This is a genomic window from Thermosynechococcus sp. B3 (assembly GCF_030323045.1).
In the GTDB taxonomy this organism is placed as follows: domain Bacteria; phylum Cyanobacteriota; class Cyanobacteriia; order Thermosynechococcales; family Thermosynechococcaceae; genus Thermosynechococcus.
The window spans coordinates 446,090-465,524 of the sequence record NZ_CP097584.1; the positions used below are offsets into that span (position 1 = coordinate 446,090).

At 54.0% G+C, this 19,435-nt stretch carries 16 protein-coding genes; 14 read left to right on the top strand and 2 right to left on the bottom strand.

Translation table 11 applies throughout. The features are described from left to right. Positions 1–127: 127 nt before the first annotated feature. The 4 genes from M0646_RS02270 (at position 128) to M0646_RS02285 (ending at position 3,526) form a co-directional block, all read left to right on the top strand. Complete coding sequence (locus tag M0646_RS02270) at positions 128–685, top strand: methanogen output domain 1-containing protein (protein ID WP_286649827.1); 558 nt, start codon at positions 128–130, stop codon at positions 683–685. A gap of 34 nt (positions 686–719) precedes the next feature. Continuing rightward, a complete protein-coding gene (locus tag M0646_RS02275) occupies positions 720–1,742 on the top strand; it encodes a diguanylate cyclase domain-containing protein (RefSeq protein ID WP_149817778.1) in 1,023 nt (340 codons plus the stop codon). A 147-nt stretch (positions 1,743–1,889) separates the two neighbouring features. Beyond that, on the top strand, positions 1,890–3,038 hold the full coding sequence (gene petH / locus M0646_RS02280) for a ferredoxin--NADP reductase (protein WP_149817780.1): 1,149 nt from the start codon (positions 1,890–1,892) through the stop codon (positions 3,036–3,038). Between the two features lie 179 nt (positions 3,039–3,217). Beyond that, positions 3,218–3,526 (top strand): hypothetical protein, encoded by a 309-nt coding sequence (locus tag M0646_RS02285; RefSeq protein ID WP_226971987.1) that lies wholly within the window; start codon positions 3,218–3,220, stop codon positions 3,524–3,526. Here the strand turns inward: M0646_RS02285 and M0646_RS02290 are convergent. Further along, positions 3,523–4,869 (bottom strand): isochorismate synthase MenF, encoded by a 1,347-nt coding sequence (locus M0646_RS02290; RefSeq protein WP_286626419.1) that lies wholly within the window; start codon positions 4,867–4,869, stop codon positions 3,523–3,525. The two genes, M0646_RS02285 and M0646_RS02290, sit on opposite strands and share 4 nt — an antisense overlap. 158 nt (positions 4,870–5,027) lie before the next feature. On the opposite strand from M0646_RS02290, the gene msrB reads away from it, so the two are divergent. The 8 genes from msrB (at position 5,028) to M0646_RS02330 (ending at position 15,712) form a co-directional block, all read left to right on the top strand. Next, on the top strand, positions 5,028–5,432 hold the full coding sequence (gene msrB, locus M0646_RS02295; RefSeq protein WP_149817785.1) for a peptide-methionine (R)-S-oxide reductase MsrB: 405 nt from the start codon (positions 5,028–5,030) through the stop codon (positions 5,430–5,432). Beyond that, complete coding sequence (locus M0646_RS02300; protein ID WP_286626420.1) at positions 5,432–7,612, top strand: GAF domain-containing protein; 2,181 nt, start codon at positions 5,432–5,434, stop codon at positions 7,610–7,612. The genes msrB and M0646_RS02300 overlap by 1 nt, the downstream gene beginning before the upstream one ends. A 286-nt stretch (positions 7,613–7,898) precedes the next feature. After that, positions 7,899–8,468, top strand: coding sequence for a cell division protein SepF (locus tag M0646_RS02305; protein ID WP_286626422.1), 570 nt, complete (start codon positions 7,899–7,901; stop codon positions 8,466–8,468). After that, positions 8,443–9,264, top strand: a complete 822-nt coding sequence (gene proC / locus M0646_RS02310; protein ID WP_286626424.1) for a pyrroline-5-carboxylate reductase — start codon at positions 8,443–8,445, stop codon at positions 9,262–9,264. Before M0646_RS02305 ends, proC begins: the two co-directional genes overlap by 26 nt. Before the next feature lie 6 nt (positions 9,265–9,270). Next, on the top strand, positions 9,271–9,519 hold the full coding sequence (locus M0646_RS02315) for a hypothetical protein (protein ID WP_286626425.1): 249 nt from the start codon (positions 9,271–9,273) through the stop codon (positions 9,517–9,519). Positions 9,520–9,528: 9 nt separating this feature from the next. Then, on the top strand, positions 9,529–10,419 hold the full coding sequence (gene dapA / locus M0646_RS02320) for a 4-hydroxy-tetrahydrodipicolinate synthase (protein ID WP_286626426.1): 891 nt from the start codon (positions 9,529–9,531) through the stop codon (positions 10,417–10,419). 59 nt (positions 10,420–10,478) lie between these two features. Further along, a complete protein-coding gene (locus M0646_RS02325; protein WP_286649828.1) occupies positions 10,479–12,224 on the top strand; it encodes a ribonuclease J in 1,746 nt (581 codons plus the stop codon). A gap of 356 nt (positions 12,225–12,580) precedes the next feature. Continuing rightward, a complete protein-coding gene (locus M0646_RS02330; RefSeq protein ID WP_286649829.1) occupies positions 12,581–15,712 on the top strand; it encodes a hypothetical protein in 3,132 nt (1,043 codons plus the stop codon). A gap of 43 nt (positions 15,713–15,755) precedes the next feature. Here the strand turns inward: M0646_RS02330 and M0646_RS02335 are convergent, their stop codons facing one another. Further along, on the bottom strand, positions 15,756–17,042 hold the full coding sequence (locus M0646_RS02335; protein ID WP_286649830.1) for an AMP-binding protein: 1,287 nt from the start codon (positions 17,040–17,042) through the stop codon (positions 15,756–15,758). A gap of 86 nt (positions 17,043–17,128) precedes the next feature. On the opposite strand from M0646_RS02335, the gene rsfS reads away from it, so the two are divergent. After that, entirely contained in the window at positions 17,129–17,512 is a 384-nt protein-coding gene (gene rsfS, locus M0646_RS02340; protein WP_226971989.1) for a ribosome silencing factor, read from the top strand. Positions 17,513–17,515: 3 nt separating this feature from the next. Continuing rightward, positions 17,516–19,393, top strand: a complete 1,878-nt coding sequence (locus M0646_RS02345) for a GTPase family protein (protein WP_286649831.1) — start codon at positions 17,516–17,518, stop codon at positions 19,391–19,393. The last annotated feature ends 42 nt before the right edge of the window (positions 19,394–19,435 follow it).

Here is a 19,435-nt window from a genome sequence, read left to right on the forward strand (position 1 = left end):
CTTCTGATTAAAAAATCAAAAAAGTATAAAGAATTCTTGATAAATTCTAGTTGCTTTTCTCGATATTATTTACTATACACTCATATAGCGAGGGTCGCTTAACCGCGGTTCCCTGAGGACATTACCCATGACAGCCACTGAACCGTCCCCTGTTGAGACTCCCATAGAGATAGGGAATCTGCAAATCAGCCTACAGTCCTCGAGCTTTCTGCAAAGTTTGCTGGGGTTGGTAGCGGAGACGCTAGAAGATGTCGTGGGTCTCGATGATGCCTCTGGGTTTATTGCCCTTGTAGGGCAGCAAATGGGCAATCAAATCAACGCTCTCTACACTCAAGCCCTTGGCGATCGCCCCCTTGATGCCAAGACGATTGCCCAAATTCTTGTGGATCTCAAAAATCGCATTGAAGGGGGATTTTTCCTGATTGAGCAGGATGAGGAACGTATTATCTTAGGGAATCAGCGTTGCCCCCTTGGCAATGGTGTGGTGGGTCATCCCTCGTTGTGCATGATGACCTCAAATGTGTTTGGCGTGATTGTGGCGCACCATTTGGGCTATGCCAAGGTCTGTATTGAAAAGGCGATCGCCAATGGGGATCAAGGGTGCCACGTGGTGATCTATACCCAACCTACTGCTGCGGCCTCAGCGGCCAAGGGGCGAGAATACTATCGCATTGAGTCAGTCTAAGCCAGTCAAGTCCTTACATTCCGGCGGGGTTAAGATGAGCGACTTTACACTCGATATTGGCGCATGGATCGATCTGTTGCCAGAGCCAACGCTGGTCATGAATGTCCAAGGCAACATTGTGGCCATTAACCCCAGTGGCCGTGAATTTTTTGGCAGCAGTGTGCTCAATTGCAACCTTCGGGAACTGGTCGCCACCCCCCCAGAGAAACTCAATAAATGGCTGCCCCTCTGGCAACAGGCGACGCAAATGGTGCCCGGCACTCTTCGAGGTCCCCAAGGACAAAAAATCGAAGTGGAAGCCGTGGGTATCCACCGTTGCCAGCCCCCCTTGATTCTCCTGCGCCTGTTTCGCCAGCCCCGTTTTCTGCGACAGTTCATCGTCCAACGGCAGCAGTTTCAGCGCTTGCAAGAGCAAATGGCTCGGCAAACAGCTCTAATTGTGGAGCTACAGCAGCGGCAAAAACAGCTAGAGGCGGAAAATCGCCATCTCCAAGGGGTCTCCCAGCAGGACAGCCTGACCAAATTGGCGAATCGGCGTGCCTTTGAAGACGGTCTGCGGTCGGCTTGGCGGGAATCGGCCACCACCCATCTTCCCTTTGCCATTGCTCTGCTGGATATTGATCACTTCAAGCGCTACAACGACACCTACGGCCATCTGGCGGGCGATCGCGCCCTGCAACGGGTTGCCCATGCCATTAAATCCCAAGTGCGGGAAGCTGATCTCGTGGCTCGCTATGGCGGTGAAGAGTTTATTCTCCTGTTGCGCCACACCCACCATGACGTTGCCATTTGCGTTTTAGAGCGGATTTTTAACTACATTCGCAGCCTAGGGATTCCCCATGCCAGTTCACCAGTGCAACCCTACCTCACCGTCAGTGCCGGCATTTGCACCGTGAGCGCCACCCTTAGGGACTGCCCAATGGCAGAGCTGCTAGCGACTGCTGATGCTGCCTTGTACGAGGCCAAACGCTCAGGGCGCGATCGCTATGTGTTACAAACCTATGCTTGGATGAGTGCGCCTGTCTCTTCCAGCCAAGAAATTCAGCCCTACCCCTAGGGAAAGCCCCTGTAGCTGCCTCTGCTAGATATAATGTGGGTGGCCAAAGCACGGCAATCCCGTAGCCAAAACGTGATAGTTGATCGCGGTTGGGACGTTGTGTTGCAGAATGTAAAGCTGAGTAAATTTTTGGAGATCGTGTAGCCCATGTACAATGCGACGAATTCTGGCAGTCGGATGTTTCGCTATGAAGTGGTGGGACTGCGACAAAATGCCGAAACCGATAAAACCGACTATGCCATCCGCAACAGTGGCAGTCAATTTTTCAACGTTCCCTATGACCGCATGAATCAGTTTATGCAGCAGATTACCCGCTGGGGGGGCAAAATTGTGAGCATTCAACCCCTCGATGGTACGGCTGCCACCACGGAACCCGTATCCAATAATAGTGCTGCCCCAGTTAAAGAAAAGAAAGTTGATATTCCCGTCAATATCTATCGTCCCAATAATCCCTGCGTTGGTAAGGTCATTTCCAATGAAGAGTTGGTGCGCGAAGGGGGCGAGGGAACCGTCAAGCACATCATCTTTGACATCTCTAGTACTGAGTTGCGCTATCTCGAAGGCCAAAGTATTGGCATTATTCCTGCGGGTACTGACGCCAACGGCAAACCCCACAAGCTGCGCCTCTACTCGATTGCCTCGACCCGCCACGGCGACTTTCAAGATGACAAAACCGTCTCCCTGTGTGTGCGCCGTCTAGAGTACAAAGACAAAGAAACCGGCGAAACCATCTATGGGGTCTGTTCTTCTTACCTGAACCAACTGCAACCTGGCGATGAAGTGAAAATCACTGGGCCTGTCGGTAAAGAAATGCTCCTGCCCGATGATCCAGAAGCAACGATCATTATGTTGGCAACAGGAACGGGGATTGCTCCCTTCCGTGCCTTTTTGTGGCGCATGTTCAAAGAAAATAATCCAGACTATCAATTCAAGGGTCTGGCATGGCTCTTCTTTGGCGTTGCCTATACCGCGAATATCCTCTATAAGGATGAGTTAGAAGAACTGCAGGCGAAGTATCCCGATCAGTTCCGCCTCACCTATGCCATTAGCCGTGAGCAGAAAACCCCCGACGGCGGCAAGATGTACATCCAAGGTCGCATTGCTGAGCATGCGGATGAGATCTGGCAACTCCTGCAGAAGAAAAACACCCATGTCTATATGTGTGGTCTGAAGGGCATGGAGTCGGGTATTGATGAAGCAATGGCAGCAGTGGCAGCCAAAAATGGTGCCGACTGGCAAGAGTTCCTCAAGGGCACGCTCAAAAAAGAAGGCCGTTGGCACGTGGAAACCTACTAGGAAGATCAGTTGGGGGGCGATCGCCCCCTTTTTTCCTCAATGCCAATTGCCCTTTGGATCTGTCAGGATAGAAGTAAGTCGCCTGATGGAGCTGTTCCTGAAAGATGTTTGGCGTACGGTTGCTAGAATGTAGCCTATTTAACGCCAAGTCATGAGCATTCTCGTATTCTTCTAATGGTATGGTGAGTACCCAGCGATCGCCTATGATTTATCCTCGCTTTCTGCGCAAAGCCTACCGTAAAGAACCCATCTCCGCCTTCCTTCTGCTAATGGGAGGGGTGGATTCGACCATTGGTGGCTTGGGGGGCTACAACGGTCTGCTGCTATTGGGTCTAGGTTTGATGGGCAGCGCGCTGCTCTATCGCCTGCTCCAGCGATCGCCCGAACGTCCTCTCCCTGAGAAAGTGCCCCAGTATGCGCTGCCGCCCCAATCCTCCCAGCCCTTGCCGATGCTGACGATGAGCAAAAAACAGCCCCCCCTGCGCTAAGCCAAAGCCGAGATCATCGTCTGAAATTTCCACAGGATTTCCTGCCATTCCCGTTCCGGGTGAGAGCCTTTGACAATCCCCGCCCCAGCAAAAAGATGGGCAGAGTTGCCCTGAAGGTGGGCAGAGCGAATTCCGACAATGAATTCCCCTTCTCCGCTGGGTGTCACCCAACCAAGGGGGGCAGCATAACCACTGCGATCAAAGGGTTCCAGTTGCCGCAGCCAGTCCTGTGCCCGTGAAGCAGGATACCCTGCCACTGCTGGCGTCGGATGTAAGGCCGCCACCCCTTGGAGAATATGAATGGGTTGCGGCAGCGGGGCCTGAATCAGCGTTTGCAGATGTTGGATATGACTTAGCTCAAGGATACGTGGTTTGGTCGGCACCTCACAGGTCATGCCCAACTGTTGGAGGGTTTGGCAGAGAAATTCAACAATGACCTGATGCTCGTAGCGCTCCTTGGGGCTGTGGTAAAGGCCATTGCGCAGGCTTTGATCCTCCTGTTGGGTTTGCCCGCGGGGACGGGAACCCGCCAAAGCATCGGCACAGAGAACGCCATCGGCAATTTTGACCAAGCGTTCGGGACTCGCCCCCAAAAAGACCTGCTGCCGCTCTTGGCCAACACTGAAGATGTAGCAATTGGCGTACTGCTGACGCAGGTTTTGCAACGTTCCCAGCCAGTTGAACCCCTGAGGCTGCTCTAGGGTGAGGGCAGCGGCCAAAACCAATTTTTCGAGGTCTCCCTCCTCAAGGAGCTTGAGAGCCTGCTGGACACTGGTAATAAATTGCCCGTATTGCTCAGTTAGAGGCGGAAGAGCGATCGCCGAGGGCGCTGGACAGGGGGGCGGCTCAGCCAGAATGTGGGTCAGTGCCCGCTGCACTAGTTGCCAGTCTTGCCAGAGGCGATGGGGTGTACTGGTCTCTAGGGCACAACTGAGGGTGAGCCAAACCTGATCCAGACGCTGAATCACCTGCCAGCGGGGTAAGAACCCCCAGTTAGAGCCTAGGTGATCCCAAAAACTAAATTGACAGAACAGGCGCGGTTCGGCTGGAGCGATCGCCCACACGCGGCTGAGAGTTTGTTCACTAAAACGCTGGAGTTCCACAAACCGTTGATGTCCCTGAACACTGCGGGTCGCCACCGCACCACAGGCAGCAACAATCTCCCCCGCTTGCTCAAGGTAAAAATGCTCACTTTCGCCACTGACTTGCATCAGCCCAGCCAATAGGATCAGGGGATCAACGGTGGGTAAGGAGATGCCTAAACTCAGGAACTGACAATTGGCCTGCTGTGCTGCCTGCATTCCAGCGCTGACCTGAGTATAAAACTCGGACTCAGAGGACAAATCAAAAGTAAGGGGCAGCGAAACGGGCATAACCAAACAAGGTCAAGATTGCCCTTACATTTTCCCCTTGGCAGGGAACCTTTGGCAAAAAGACTGGAACTTCCCTGTCTGCCTGATTATGCTGAGGAGTAGGATCACTGTCTATTTCTGAGGCAAGCATGGCTAAGGTTGTAAAAACAGATGCGGAATGGCAAGCTCAACTTACCCCTGAGCAGTACTATGTCACCCGCAAGAAAGGAACGGAGCGTGCCTTCACGGGCTGCTACTGGAACAACAAAAAGCCCGGACTCTATCGCTGTGTCTGCTGTGGCACGCCGCTCTTTCGCTCTGAGACCAAGTATGACTCTGGCAGTGGCTGGCCGAGTTTTTGGCAACCCCTTGACCCCAAAAATATCCGCATGGAGCGGGATCTGTCCCATGGCATGGTGCGCACGGAGGTTCTCTGTAATGTCTGTGATGCCCACCTTGGCCATGTCTTTGAGGATGGCCCGCCACCCACGGGACTGCGCTATTGCATTAACTCAGCGGCACTGGAATTTATCCCTGACGCTGCCGCCTCTTGATGACCCCCGTGATTGAACAACTGCAAAGTCTCAACCGCATTTTGGTAGAACTGGCGCGGCGGCAGCCGTTCCACGGAGCAAACTTTGAGGAGATTTTGCAGGACATTCTCTGGACGAGTGCCCGCAGTCTCAATGTGGCACGGGTGAGTCTGTGGTTTTATGCGGGCGATCGCCAGCAAATTCAATGTGTGCAGTTGTTTCAGCAGTCGCCCCAAGCCTTTACGGTGGGGATGACCCTCACCGCTAGTCATTACCCCGACTATTTTGCTGCCCTCGAACAGGAGCGCACCATTACTGCCCATGACGCTTGGCACGATCCCCGCACGCGGGAGTTTCGCAAGACCTATTTAGAACCTCTTGGCATTACCTCGCTGTTGGATGTGCCGATTTGGGTTGAAGGGAGCATGATTGGCATCCTCTGCCACGAACACATTGGTTCACCCCGCCAGTGGACCATTGCTGAAGAGCAGTTTGCCGCTTCCCTAGCGGATCTGGTGTCCTTGGTGGTGGAAAGTCGCGATCGCCACCGCGCCCTCAGAGCACTAGAGGAAAGCGAAGCCCGCTTAGCCACCTTCTTTCAAGCCACCTCTGAGGCAGTAGTCATCCATGAGCAGGGGACAATTCTTGATGTCAACGCCGCAACTGAACGGCTGTTTGGCTATACGGCTTCAGAACTAGTGGGGCAGTCGGTGTTGTTGCTGACCCATCCAGAGTCGCGATCGCTGATTTTAGAGCGAATTCAGCAGCCCATTGATATTCCCTTTGAAGCCCTTGCTCGCACCAAAAGTGGTGAAGCACTGATTGTTGAGGTTCAGGGAAAATCCATTCTCTATCGGGGGCGCTGGGCGAGGGTGGTGGGAATACGGGATATTACCCAACGCAAAACCGCTGAACAGAACGTACAATTGGCTGCCCAACGGCAACAACTGCTGGCGGAAATTGCCCTCCGCATTCGCCAAACGCTGGAACTGCCAGAGATTCTCAATACCACAGTGGTGGAAGTGCGCCGCTATCTCCTCAGCGATCGCGTGTTTATTGTCTCTTTTGATCCGAGGACAGAGGAGATTCAAGTGGTGGCGGCGGCGATGGCGCCCCAATGGCACACGAATCTTGAGGTTCTCCTGCAAAACGTGCATTACCGTTCACGGCTGCTGACCACACCGGCCACACTCTCCTGCGAGCGGGAAATGCTTGATCCCCATCTGCGACAGGTGTATGCAGCGCACCATATCCAGTCTTGTCTGCTGATTCCGATCCAACATCAGCCCCAAGGCCTGTGCTTTTTACTGGGAGTCCACCAATGTGACCGCCCGCGAGAGTGGCAGCCCTACGAGCGCGCTTTTTTGGAGCAGTTGGCGACTCAGGTGGCGATCGCCCTGCAACAAGCAGAACTTTATCAACAACTGGCGGCCTTAAATGCCAACTTGGAACAGCAGGTGGCCGAGCGTACCGAGCAGTTGCAGCAAAAAATGCGTGAACTAGAGGAACTCAACCACCTCAAGGATGTCTTTTTGCACGCCGTATCCCATGATTTACGCACCCCTGTCCTAGGTACCCTGATGGTGATTAACCATCTCTTGCAGAACAACACCAGCGACACGATTCCTGTGCCCCGCAGCACCTTGACCTGTATTCAGCATAGCCAGCAGCGGCAACTACATCTGATTGAAACACTGCTGCATATTCACGTGGATCAGCAACCTTCCCTCTCTTTGGCGATCGCACCCACATCCTTAGCCACGCTTGTCAAGGCGATCGTGGCGGAGCTACAACCGCTGCTCCAGAAAAATAAAGCCACCGTGAAACTTGATATCCCCCCCACGTTGCCCCTTGTGCCTGTTGATCCTATGCAACTGCGGCGAGTCTATGAGAATTTGATTAGCAATGCCCTGAAACACAATCGCCCCGGCCTAACAATCACCCTCACAGCAGAGGTTCAGGAGGACATGGCTTACTGCACCGTTCAGGATAATGGGGTCGGTATTGGCTCTGACCAGCGATCGCGCCTCTTTGATCTGTATTACCGTGGCAGGGAAAGTCACCATCGCACCGGTATTGGTTTAGGGCTATACCTGTGTCGGCAAATTATTACGGCCCATGGTGGTGAGATAGGGGTTGAAGACAACCACCCGCAGGGGGCTACTTTTTGGTTTCGCATTCCCATAGCCAGACCAACATAAGGCATCATTACCCTTGACAAACCCAAGGCAAAAGCGAGACACTTAAGGCCAACCTCATCTTTTTGTCTCGGTTTCCTGTAAAATGGCCAGTTGAACCTTCCTGTTTTAACTCAACTCTCGTGGCCGTTTGTGCATAGGTTCCCTTTTAGCCACGAAACTAGGATTGTTAAGACATGAAACATATTCATTTGGTTTTTATCCCTCTGACCTGTCGCGGTGACTCAGCTACGGCATGTCAGAAAATTCTTACAACTCATACATTTATTGGGAGCAATAGTGAGTCGTTATGTTGGGCAAACTCCGTGACCTCATGGGCCTAACCCCAGAGACTGACATCTACGATGAGGAATACCCTCAAAGAACGGCACGAACACTAACCACGGAATCCGACGTGGAATCGCTGCCCGCATCGCGGCCAACCCTGAGTCACGACTGTGACGCCAGTCCGTCTCCCTCAGTTGCCACTGGCTCAGTGCCGACGGGATCAGCTCCTTCGAATGTGATTGGGATGCCCAATGCCGGTCGTTGGTGGGGGGCAGTGGCGGAAGTTTTGGTGATGCAGCCCCGTAGTTTTAGTGAAATGCCTGAGGTGATCAAGGCTCTTAAAGAGCGGAAGTCTGTGGTGCTAAATCTGACCTTGATGGAGCCAGAGCAAGCCCAACGCTCAGTGGATTTTGTTGCCGGTGCCACGTTCACGATTGATGGCCACCAAGAGCGTATTGGCGAGAGTATTTTCCTCTTTACGCCAAGCTGTGTCCAAGTGAGTACGCAAGTGGGGGGAGTGCGCCCAGCCGCAACACCGGTTGCCCCATCACCAGCTTGGGGAATGGATGCCCAACAACAGCGCAGTGCCTAGGGTGCCTGCCCTGGGGATCATTGGCTGTGGCCGCATGGCGGAAGCAATGCTTTCGCGGTTGCTGGCAGATGGTCTATTGCCAGAGCAGGTGTGGGTATCGGCGCGATCGCCCCAGCGGCAGCAGTATCTAGCCCACACCTATGGGGTTAGGGTGACAACGAACCTAGAGGTCGCTACCGCCGAAACGCTCCTACTGGCGGTCAAGCCACAGGTCTTTGCCGATATTGAGTCAGAACTGGCGGATACGCCGGTAGCTCAGGGCACTGGCGTTGCCCTTTCCATCATGGCAGGGATTAACAGTGGGCGGCTGCGGCGGCTTTTTCCCCAGCGGTTGATCTTTCGGGCGATGCCGAATACACCAGCCCAAGTGGGCGCCGGCGTGATTGCCCTTGCTAGCGATAGTGCAGCGACTGAAGCAGAGATCGCAAAAATTAAGAATTTGTTAGGTGTGCTAGGGCAAGTGGTGGCCGTCAGTGAAGGGCAAATGGATGCGGTCACTGCACTTTCTGGCTCAGGGCCTGCCTTTATTGCCCTTATTGTGGAGGCACTGTGCGATGCGGGGGTGGCGGTGGGCTTGTCGCGATCGCTGACACAGGAACTCGTTTATGGCACAATAGCAGGCACAGTACAATTACTTAATGAGCGCGGGCTGCATCCAGCGCAACTCAAGGATGCGGTCACCAGTCCTGCGGGGACAACCATTGCGGGTCTCGAAGTACTGGAAGCTGCTGGTGTGCGTGGAACCCTCATGCAAACGGTAAAAGCGGCCTACGAGCGTGCCCAAGCCCTCAACTAAGTGCCTATGCCCAACTCTCCCACAACCGCTGACCCCCCCGCCATCGAAGGCTTAGATGGGAAGGTGGTGTTCATTGACTACTTTGCCTGTATCACTGCCATCACTGCCTTGAGTTTGAGCCAAATTTGCTACTGGCGTCTGTTGTCTCCCCTGCCCCACCGTTGGGGATTCGCCGTCGGAGTGGTGGTGGGGGCGATCGCCGGCGCGTGTATAGCCGCGCGGTCACAATTCGGCAACTCAACAGGACTTGGCTGAGGGTGGACTGTGACTGACTTTGGACGTGTGATTACCGCCATGATTACGCCATTTACAGCCGATGGCGCGATCGCCTACGATGTGGCGGCAGAACTGGCACAGCACCTTGTGGCCAATGGCTCCGATAGCATTGTGGTTTGTGGCACCACGGGCGAGTCCCCCACCCTCACTTGGGAAGAGGAATTTCAACTCTTTCAAACGGTGCAGCAGGCTGTGGCAGGCAAAGCCAAGGTGATTGCAGGTACGGGTTCCAACTCCACCCGTGAAGCCATTCATGCCACGGCAAAGGCCGCAGAACTCGGCCTCGATGGTGCCCTCTTGGTGGTACCCTACTACAACAAACCCCCCCAAGAAGGACTCTATGCCCATTTTCAGGCGATCGCCAAGGCAGTGCCGGACTTTCCCCTTATGCTCTACAACATCCCCGGCCGTACAGGGCAGAACCTGCTACCAGAAACAGTGATCCGCCTTGCTGAATATCCCAACATTATTGCCATCAAAGAGGCTAGTGGCAACCTTGACCAAGCCAGCACCCTTCGTGCCCAGCTGCCGCCACATTTTCGCATTTACTCTGGGGATGATTCCCTAACGTTGCCATTGCTGGCCGTGGGTGGTTATGGTGTCGTCAGTGTAGCCAGTCACCTTGTTGGTCGACGGATTCAAGAGATGATCCAAGCTTTTATCCAAGGCGACACAGCGACAGCGACTGCTATTCATTGTCAACTATTGCCCCTGTTCAAGGTTTTATTTGTGACGACGAATCCGATTCCGATTAAAGCTGCCCTCAGCCTGCAAGGTTGGGCGGTGGGTGCTCCCCGACTGCCCCTCACGTCCGCGAGTGACGCTGTGATTGACCAATTGAAGCCTGTTTTAGATGCTCTTGGCCTACTGAAGTCTTAAGACAACGCTGGGCATTTCCCAAGCTGCACCTTTTTTGTTGTTTCATCGTAAGGAGACCTATGAGTCAATCCGCTGCAACTGCTGCCCTGAAAATTATTCCCCTCGGTGGGCTGCATGAAATTGGTAAGAACACCTGTGTTTTTGAATTCCAAGATGAAATTATTTTGCTGGACGCAGGGTTAGCCTTTCCCACCGATGGCATGCACGGGGTCAATATCGTCCTGCCCGATATGACGTACCTGCGGCAAAACCGCGACAAAATCAAGGGAATGATTGTGACCCATGGTCATGAAGATCACATTGGTGGCATCCCCTTTCATCTCAAGCAGTTTGATATTCCCGTCATCTATGGCCCGCGTCTTGCGATGGCACTGCTCCAAGGGAAGCTGGAAGAGGCAGGGGTGGGCGATCGCACCGAACTGCGCACGGTACAGCCGCGGGAGATGGTGCGTTTGGGCAAAAACTTCCTTGTGGAGTATATCCGCAATACCCATTCCATTGCCGATAGCTTCTCCGTGGCGATTCATACCCCCATTGGCGTGATTATCCACACCGGGGATTTCAAATTTGACTTTACCCCCGTTGATGGCGAGTGCTTTGACATTCAGCGGCTGGCGGAGCATGGGGAGAAGGGGGTTCTCTGTCTCATTAGTGACTCCACCAATTCGGAAGTGCCCGGCCACACCCCCTCGGAGCGATCGGTGTTTCCCAACTTGGATCGTGCCTTTAGCCAAGCAGAGGGGCGGATTATTTTTACCACCTTTGCCTCTTCGGTACATCGCCTGAGTATGGCTTTAGAGCTGGCTCAAAAATATGGCCGCGTGGTTTCGGTCTTGGGGCGATCGATGCTCAATGTCATTGCCCATGCGCGGCAGTTGGGCTACATTCACTGCCCAGACGATCTCTTTGTGCCACTGCACATGATGCACAAGTACCCCGATCATCAGGTGATGTACCTGACCACTGGCTCCCAAGGGGAACCTCTGTCTGCCCTGACGCGGATTTCCAAAGGGGAACACAACAAAATTAAAATTCGCCCCGGCGATACTGTGATTCTCTCAGCTCACCCCATTCCGGGGAACACGATTGCCGTGGTCAACATGATCGATCGCCTGATGATGCAAGGCGCCAAAGTCATCTACGGTCGCGAACAGGGCATTCACGTCTCTGGTCATGCCTGCCAAGAGGATCAAAAGCTAATGCTGGCCTTGACGAAGCCCAAGTTCTTTTTACCCGTACATGGCGAGCACCGCATGCTGGTGAAACACGCCCAAACGGCTCAGAGCATGGGCATTCCCCCTGAGAATATGGTGATTATTGACAACGGCGATGTGGTGGAACTTACCCGTGACTCGATTCGGGTCGTCGATAAGGTGCCTGCTGGCATTGAGTTACTGGATCGCGGTGGCATCGTCAAAGCCCATGTGCTGCAAGAGCGACAACAACTGGCTGAGGAAGGCATTATCACCGTGGCGGTGGCGGTGGGTACTGATGGCAGTCTGAAGGCCACTCCTGAAGTCCACCTGCGGGGCGTGGTCACGGCGATTGAGCCACAGGCTTGGCAGGCTTGGGTACATGCCACGGTCGAAACCGCTTTGAGCGATCGCTGGAGTGAATATGCCCGCAACGGCGATATCGATTGGGCAGGGGTCAAAGCCCACATTGAACGGGAACTGGTGCGACTGGTGCGCCGTGAACTTCAGGGCAATGCCTCAGTCCTACTGCTCCTACAACCGATCGAAGTCACCCCCACGGTGACCACGGGAATTCGGCGGCGTCGCAGCACGGCTTCTGTGGTTGGCTAGCATCAAGCCCCTTGGGCAGGAGAAGGTGCCTATTTTGTAGGGCATCCCTGCCCGTTTATTTTTGTTGCCGCTGCGCTAGCTAGCGTTGAAACGATCGGGGGCTTTCAGTTGATTTCTTGCCGAGCAATAACCCCTCAACACGTTCAACTGATTAGGAAGCAACTCAACCATAGTTAACAACTAAAGCTAGAATTACAATAACAGACTAGTACCAATATCGCAAATAAAAATTGTGGCGCGCAATGGATATTGATGATTTTGATGTTAATTCGATGACTACTGCAGCTCAGCATCCTGACCCTTGTGTACGTCGGCAGGTAGCGCAGTCTGCTACTACTTCACCAAACATTTTACGGATGTTGGCCAATGACCCCGATAAAAAAGTGCGCCTTGCGGTTGCTGCCAATGGCAATACCCCTGCTGAAGTCCTAGAGGCTTGGCTATCGGAAGCTCAAAGCAATAAACCGTTAGCAGAAGCTCTTGCCAAGAACCTCAGTGCATCCCATGCTCTCCTGACAACTTTAGCACAACATCCAGCGGCCAATGTCCGCCGTAAAGTGGCGATGAATCCCCAGACCCCTCCAGCGACCCTCTATAAACTAGCTGAGGAATTTCCAGTGGCAGTAGCTCGCAATCCTGGGATGGAACTCCTTGTGCTCCAAGACAGTGAACTACAGAGCATCAGTGATGAAACCTTAATACGAATATTAAAGCTTACAGAGCCGCCGACTTGGGCATTAACAGTTGCAGTTCAGCGTCAAAGCGCAAAAGTAAGACAGCAGGCGGCTAAGGCAACAACGATTCTTCCTGAACTCCTCGCAACCCTTGCGAAGGATAAGGATAAATATGTTCGCGCAGCAGTAGCGGGGAACCCGAATACTCCTGTCTCTGCCCTCGAAACCCTTGCGAAGGATGAGGATAGCGATGTTCGCAGAGCAATAGCAGAAAGACCTGAAATTGTTTCGTTGATTGAGGAGGCTAAGAGCAACGACACCGCTACCATCCGACTAGCAGAGCTAGCTAGCCACTTTTGTACGGATGTTCGCGCGGCAGTAGCGGGGAACCCCAATACTCCCGCCTCTGCCCTCGAAACCCTTGCGAAGGATGAGTATAGCGATGTTCGTGAAGTAGTAGCGGGGAACCCCAATACTCCTGTCTCTACCCTCGAAACCCTTGCTGAGGATGAGGATAGCGATGTTCGCGCAGCAGTAGCGGGGAACCCCAATACTCCTGTCTCACTCCTCGAAACCCTTGCTGAGGATGAGGATAGCGATGTTCGCGCAGCAGTAGCGGGGAACCCCAATACTCCTGTCTCTGCCCTCGAAACCCTTGCTGAGGATTGGTATTGGAAGGTTCGTAAAGCAATAGCAGAAAGACCTGAAATTGTTTCGTTGATTGAAGAGGCTAAGAGCAACGACACCACTACCATCCGACTAGCAGAGCTAGCTAGCCACTTTTGTACGGATGTTCGCCAAGCGGTAGCGGGGAACCCGAATACTCCTGCTTCTGTTTTGGCAACCCTTGCTCAGCCTCTTCGCGTAGCATTAGCGGGGAACCCCAATACTCCTGCTTCTGCCCTCGAAACCCTTGCGAAGGATGAGAGTTGGGATGTTCGTGAAGCAGTAGCGGGGAACCCCAATACTCCTGCTTCTGCCCTCGAAACCCTTGCGAAGGATGAGAGTTGGGATGTTCGTGAAGCAGTAGCGGGGAACCCCAATACTCCTGTCTCTGCCCTCGAAACCCTTGCTGAGGATGAGGATAACGATGTTCGCAGAGCAGTAGCAGAAAGACCTGAAATTGTTTCGTTGATTGAGGAGGCTAAGAGCAACGACACCGCTACCATCCGACTAGCAGAGCTAGCTAGCCACTTTTGTACGGATGTTCGCCAAGCGGTAGCGGGGAACCCGAATACTCCTGCTTCTGTTTTGGCAACCCTTGCTCAGCCTCTTCGCGTAGCATTAGCGGGGAACCCCAATACTCCTGCTTCTGCCCTCGAAACCCTTGCGAAGGATGAGAGTTGGGATGTTCGCGCAGTAGTAGCGGGGAACCCGAATACTCCTGTCTCACTCCTCGAAACCCTTGCTGAGGATTGGTATTGGGAGGTTCGCAGAGCAGTAGCGGGGAACCCGAATACTCCTGTCTCACTCCTCGAAACCCTTGCTGAGGATTGGTATTGGGAGGTTCGCAGAGCAGTAGCGGGGAACCCCAATACTCCTGTCTCTGCCCTCGAAACCCTTGCGAAGGATAGGTATTGGAAGGTTCGCAGAGCAGTAGCGGGGAACCCCAATACTCCTGTCTCACTCCTCGAAACCCTTGCGAAGGATGAGAGTTCGAATGTTCGCGCAGCAGTAGCGGGGAACCCGAATACTCCTGTCTCTGCCCTCGAAACCCTTGCGAAGGATGAGAGTTCGAATGTTCGCGCAGCAGTAGCGGGGAACCCCAATACTCCCGCCTCTGCCCTCGAAACCCTTGCTGAGGATTGGTATTGGGAGGTTCGTAAAGCAATAGCAGAAAGACCTGAAATTGTTTCGTTGATTGAGGAGGCTAAGAGCAACGACACCGCTACCATCCGACTAGCAGAGCTAGCTAGCCACTTTTATACGGATGTTCGCGCAGCAGTAGCGGGGAACCCGAATACTCCTGTCTCTGCCCTCGAAACCCTTGCGAAGGATGAGAGTTCGAATGTTCGCGCAGCAGTAGCGCGGAACCCCAATACTCCTGCTTCTGTTTTGGAAACCCTTGCGAAGGAGAACGATTGGACTGTCTGCAGAGCAGTAGCGGGGAACCCGAGTACCCCTGTCTCACTCCTCGCAACCCTTGCGAAGGATGAGAGTTGGGCTGTTCGTGAAGTAGTAGCGGGGAACCCCAATACTCCTGTCTCACTCCTCGAAACCCTTGCGAAGGATGAGGATAGCGATGTTCGCAGAGCAGTAGCGCGGAACCCGAATACTCCTGCTTCTGTTTTGGAAATCCTTGCTGAGGATAAGGAGAGTGATGTCCGCCAAGCAGTAGTGCGGAACCCCAATACTCCTGCTTCTGCCCTCGAAACCCTTGCGAAGGATAAGGAGAGTGATGTTCGCGCAGCAGTAGCGTGGAAGCCCAATACTCCTGCTTCTGTTTTGGAAACCCTTGCTGAGGATAAGGAGAGTGATGTCCGCCAAGCGGTAGCGGGGAACCCCAATACTCCTGTCTCTGCCCTCGAAACCCTTGCGAAGGATGAGTATTGGACTGTTCGCGCAGCAGTAGCGGGGAACCCCAATACTCCTGTCTCACTCCTCGAAACCCTTGCGAAGGATAAGGAAAGTGATGTCCGCAGAGCAGTAGCAAGAAGACCTGAAATTACTGCTTTAATCACGGAAGCTTACAGTGGCAACACTTCTACAGACCGACTAGCCGAACTAGCTGGCCACTTTTGTACGGATGTTCGCGCAGCAGTAGCGGGGAACCCCAATACTCCTGTCTCACTCCTCAAACCCTTGCTGAGTTAGGGATAAGTATTGGCTTTCGTTTTGGTCATGCTTATGGTGGTGGCTAGGTCTCAATCGAGGATAATCGCACTTTTCCTTGGGGCGTGCGGGGAATTTGGGGCACAGAAATCCATTTCTTAGGGCATTTGTAGGCGCTGCACTGCCGTTTGAGCCATCGGCTGAGTTCCTCAGGGGAGGCATCTCCCACATAGAGGGCAATGACCTGCTCACCCCAAAGGGGGTCGGGTGCGCCGTAGATGTAGATGTCTTGGACAAGGCCACTATTAAGGAGTAAGGCCTCTACCTCTTCGGGGTAGATATTCTCACCACCACTGATGATTTTGCGGCTGCTGCGTCCCAAAATGTAGAGGCGATCGCCCCGCCATTCGCCGCGATCGTCCGTTTGGAATATCCCTTCATGGAATAACCCAGGGTAATAGCCAAGGGCAAGGGAGGCGGCCTGAATCTGAATCTCCCCCGTAGGGGTTAAAGCAATTTGGGCATGGGGTAAGACTTGACCACAGGAGCGATCGCCCGCCAAAAATTCCCCCTGCCGTTGGGCACAGATCATGCCAGCAGTTTCTGTCATGCCATAACTGAGACATAGAGGCAATCGCTGGGTTGCTGCTTCCTCTAATAGTTGCGACCAAGTGGGGCCACCGCCCACGAAAATGCCCCTTAAATCCGCTAGCCATGGCAGAGGGTCTGCAAGCACCTGTTGCAGTTGCCGCGGTACCAGAGACAGCCACAGATCGCCATTGGCAGGAGGCGCCGTTTGCCGTAGATCCCGTAGATGGGTACCGAGATAGAGTTCTCCGCCACTCCAGAGCGATCGCACCACGGGCATCAGGCCACTGACATGGTATAGGGGCAAAATACTCAGACAGTAAATCGCCCTTTGTTGTAAATGGCTTTGCAGCCCCATTACTGCCGCTTGAAGGGTCGCCACCGTGTGAATTGCCCAGCGCAACCGCCCTTGAGTGCCGCCAGTGGGAATCAGAATCCAGCCTTGGGGCAATGGTTCTTCAGAGCCTTGGGGGTCGAGGGGGGGCACCGTTCCCCAAGCAAGGAAATTTCTAGGCAGAATCGCTGCCACCTGCTGCCACTCTTGGAATTGCCAGTGGGGATTGGCCAGTAATAGGGGCGTCCCTGTGGAGAGCGCTGCGAGAAAACCACTGAGAAACGAGAGGGGATCGGGTTCTGCAAGAACGAGGAGAGTGGGTTGTTGCTCTTGGAGTTGCTCTTGATAGTTGGCTAATTGCTCGAGGAGTCTGGCGGTAGCAGTGTGCCATTGTCCGTTGTGGGGATACCACAGCCAGTGGGGGGCAATACTCGTAAGGTTTTGTAACAAATTTGTCCTACCCCTCCCTAAACCAATAGGTAAAATCAAAGGATAAAGGAGTGCATTTAGGAGACAGCAGCCTGACTATTCAACAGATGCAACGGGTAGCCGCAATTACTGACCCTAGCCTTAAACTAGCATGGACCGCCGCCTATGCCGCCGACGATCGCAAGGGAGTGGATATCTGCCTTTTGGATGTGAGTGGTGTGTCCTACCTCACCGATTACTTTGTGATCATTACGGGACTCTCAAAAACCCAAGTGCGCGCCATTTATCAAGGGATTGAGGAGGCGGCTCTTGAACATTGCCAACGCCAGCCCCAACATATTGAAGGCCAAGCGGAATGTTCATGGGTGCTGATGGACTACGGTGATGTGATTGTCCATGTGCAGTTGCCCAAGGAACGTCAATACTACAACCTTGAGGCCTTTTGGGGCCACGCCCAGCGCATTCCCTTTGAGTCACTAGTGACCACCTAGCCGATGCAGCCCTCTTGGTGGCAGTGGATTCTTTTGATCTTGCCACTGGTGGCGATCGCCAGCTTTATCCTCACCGCCGCCTCGATCCAAATTCATACTTGGGGACTGAGTTGGGTCTGGGCAGTAGTCGTGCTGATTCTGCTGCTGTGGCGGTGGGGGGTTGCCCATTGGCTCAAGGGTCAGCCGACAGAGATTGACCCCCGTCCCTTTGATTTGCCAAGAAGCAGTGATTCAGAAACGGATCAACGCGCCCTGAAGATTCTCCAACACACCCTTGAGCAGAGCCGCCAAGACCCGCCCCCTTGGGAAAATTGGCCACTCTTTTGGCAGCGGGCACACACCCTTGTCAGTGAGATTGCCAAAGTCTATTACCCTAATGCCCAACGTCCGCTGTTGCAAATCTATGTGCCCCAAGCCTACCGCCTGCTGCGGGACACGATTGATGATGTGGATCGCTGGCTGGAAACCCTCAACCCAATTTTGTCGCGGGTAACTGTGGGGCAGGCAGTGCGCGCCTATGAACTCTCGCGGCAGGTGGCACCCGTTGCGCGTTGGGGCTTTACGGCTTGGAATTGGGCGCAGTGGCTCCTCAATCCCAGTGTGGCGATTACCAAAACCTTTACCCAAGAGCAGCAGCAAAAGGCCAATCAAGCCCTGATTGCTAACTTGGGACTCACCCTGCGGGAACAGGTGCTCAAGGCCTTGGGACTGCGGGCGATCGCCCTCTACAGTGGCAGCCTCACCCCACTGGAATTGCCCACCCCCACCCCGCGCACAGATACAGGCACATTACAGGACATTTTAGAGCAGAGTCTGCCCCTTGCCCGTGCCGAAACTGAGCCTGTGAACGTCTTTCTCGTGGGTCGCACCGGCGCAGGCAAAAGTAGCCTGATCAATAGTTTATTTGCTGCCCCCACCACCCGTGTTTCCCCCTTGCCCAACACAAACGAGATCCAGCAATACCGTTGGCAGGAGGATTTGACCCTGTGGGATACCCCCGGTTACGAAGATATTCGCGGTGCCGATATTCAAGCTCGCCTGCGGGAATTACTGCCGCGCATGGATGTGGTGCTGCTGCTGACCCCAGCGCTGGATCCTGCCCTTGCCCCGGACATCACCGCCCTGCAACTGATTCGCCAACAGGTGAGGGACTTGCCGATTGTGGTGGCGGTCACCCAAGTGGATCGGCTACGCCCCCTGCGGGAATGGCATCCCCCCTACGACTGGCAACGGGGTACCCGTCCCAAGGAAGTGAGTATTCGCGAGGCGGTGGCCTATCGCCAAGAACAGTTGGGCACCTATACGCCCCATATTTTGCCGATTGTCAACGGCACTGAAGAACGCATGGCTTGGGGACTCGATGCCCTCAGTGATACCCTTGTGAATTTAATTGCCCCCGCCAAGCAGATCCGCATGGCTCGCTGGCTTAGCGATCGCCAGACACGGCTTCACGCTGCTTCTCGCCTCATTGACACCTATTGCCACCGCATCACCACCAGTCAGGGCATTACCGATTTGCTCAAGCGACCAGTGCTCCAGTTTCTTTCGACCATGCTCACGGGGTCTGCCGCCGCTGCATGGCTCCTCGCCGAACAACTGCCCCTAGAACACCTGCCGGTGATTCTTTGTAAATTGCAACTGGCCTATGAACTCTACACGCTGTTGCAAAATGCCAGCGATCGCATCGAGGTACCAACGCGCCCCTTTGATCTGAAAACCTTGGCTCCCTTGCTGCTACAACGTCGTAGCCCCCTCGATCAAGACACTTGGGCAACGGGACACACCCTCGTAGAGTTTTGGACACAGCCTAAGCCACCTCTGACGCTGATGGCGCGCTATGAGGACTATTGGCAGCGCTTTGGTATGGTTCCAGCAAAATAGACGAAGATAAAGAAAGGATAAAAACCGTTCATCTCCTCACCC

Coding starts and splice junctions, on each gene's coding strand:
- M0646_RS02275 (WP_149817778.1), top strand. CDS start 720: ATGAGCGACTTTACACTCGATATTGGCGCATGGATCGATCTGTTGCCA.
- petH (WP_149817780.1), top strand. CDS start 1,890: ATGTACAATGCGACGAATTCTGGCAGTCGGATGTTTCGCTATGAAGTG.
- M0646_RS02330 (WP_286649829.1), top strand. CDS start 12,581: ATGTTGGCCAATGACCCCGATAAAAAAGTGCGCCTTGCGGTTGCTGCC.
- M0646_RS02300 (WP_286626420.1), top strand. CDS start 5,432: ATGACCCCCGTGATTGAACAACTGCAAAGTCTCAACCGCATTTTGGTA.
- M0646_RS02345 (WP_286649831.1), top strand. CDS start 17,516: ATGCAGCCCTCTTGGTGGCAGTGGATTCTTTTGATCTTGCCACTGGTG.
- proC (WP_286626424.1), top strand. CDS start 8,443: ATGCCCAACAACAGCGCAGTGCCTAGGGTGCCTGCCCTGGGGATCATT.
- M0646_RS02285 (WP_226971987.1), top strand. CDS start 3,218: ATGGTGAGTACCCAGCGATCGCCTATGATTTATCCTCGCTTTCTGCGC.
- M0646_RS02270 (WP_286649827.1), top strand. CDS start 128: ATGACAGCCACTGAACCGTCCCCTGTTGAGACTCCCATAGAGATAGGG.
- rsfS (WP_226971989.1), top strand. CDS start 17,129: ATGCAACGGGTAGCCGCAATTACTGACCCTAGCCTTAAACTAGCATGG.
- M0646_RS02315 (WP_286626425.1), top strand. CDS start 9,271: ATGCCCAACTCTCCCACAACCGCTGACCCCCCCGCCATCGAAGGCTTA.
- msrB (WP_149817785.1), top strand. CDS start 5,028: ATGGCTAAGGTTGTAAAAACAGATGCGGAATGGCAAGCTCAACTTACC.
- M0646_RS02325 (WP_286649828.1), top strand. CDS start 10,479: ATGAGTCAATCCGCTGCAACTGCTGCCCTGAAAATTATTCCCCTCGGT.
- M0646_RS02305 (WP_286626422.1), top strand. CDS start 7,899: ATGTTGGGCAAACTCCGTGACCTCATGGGCCTAACCCCAGAGACTGAC.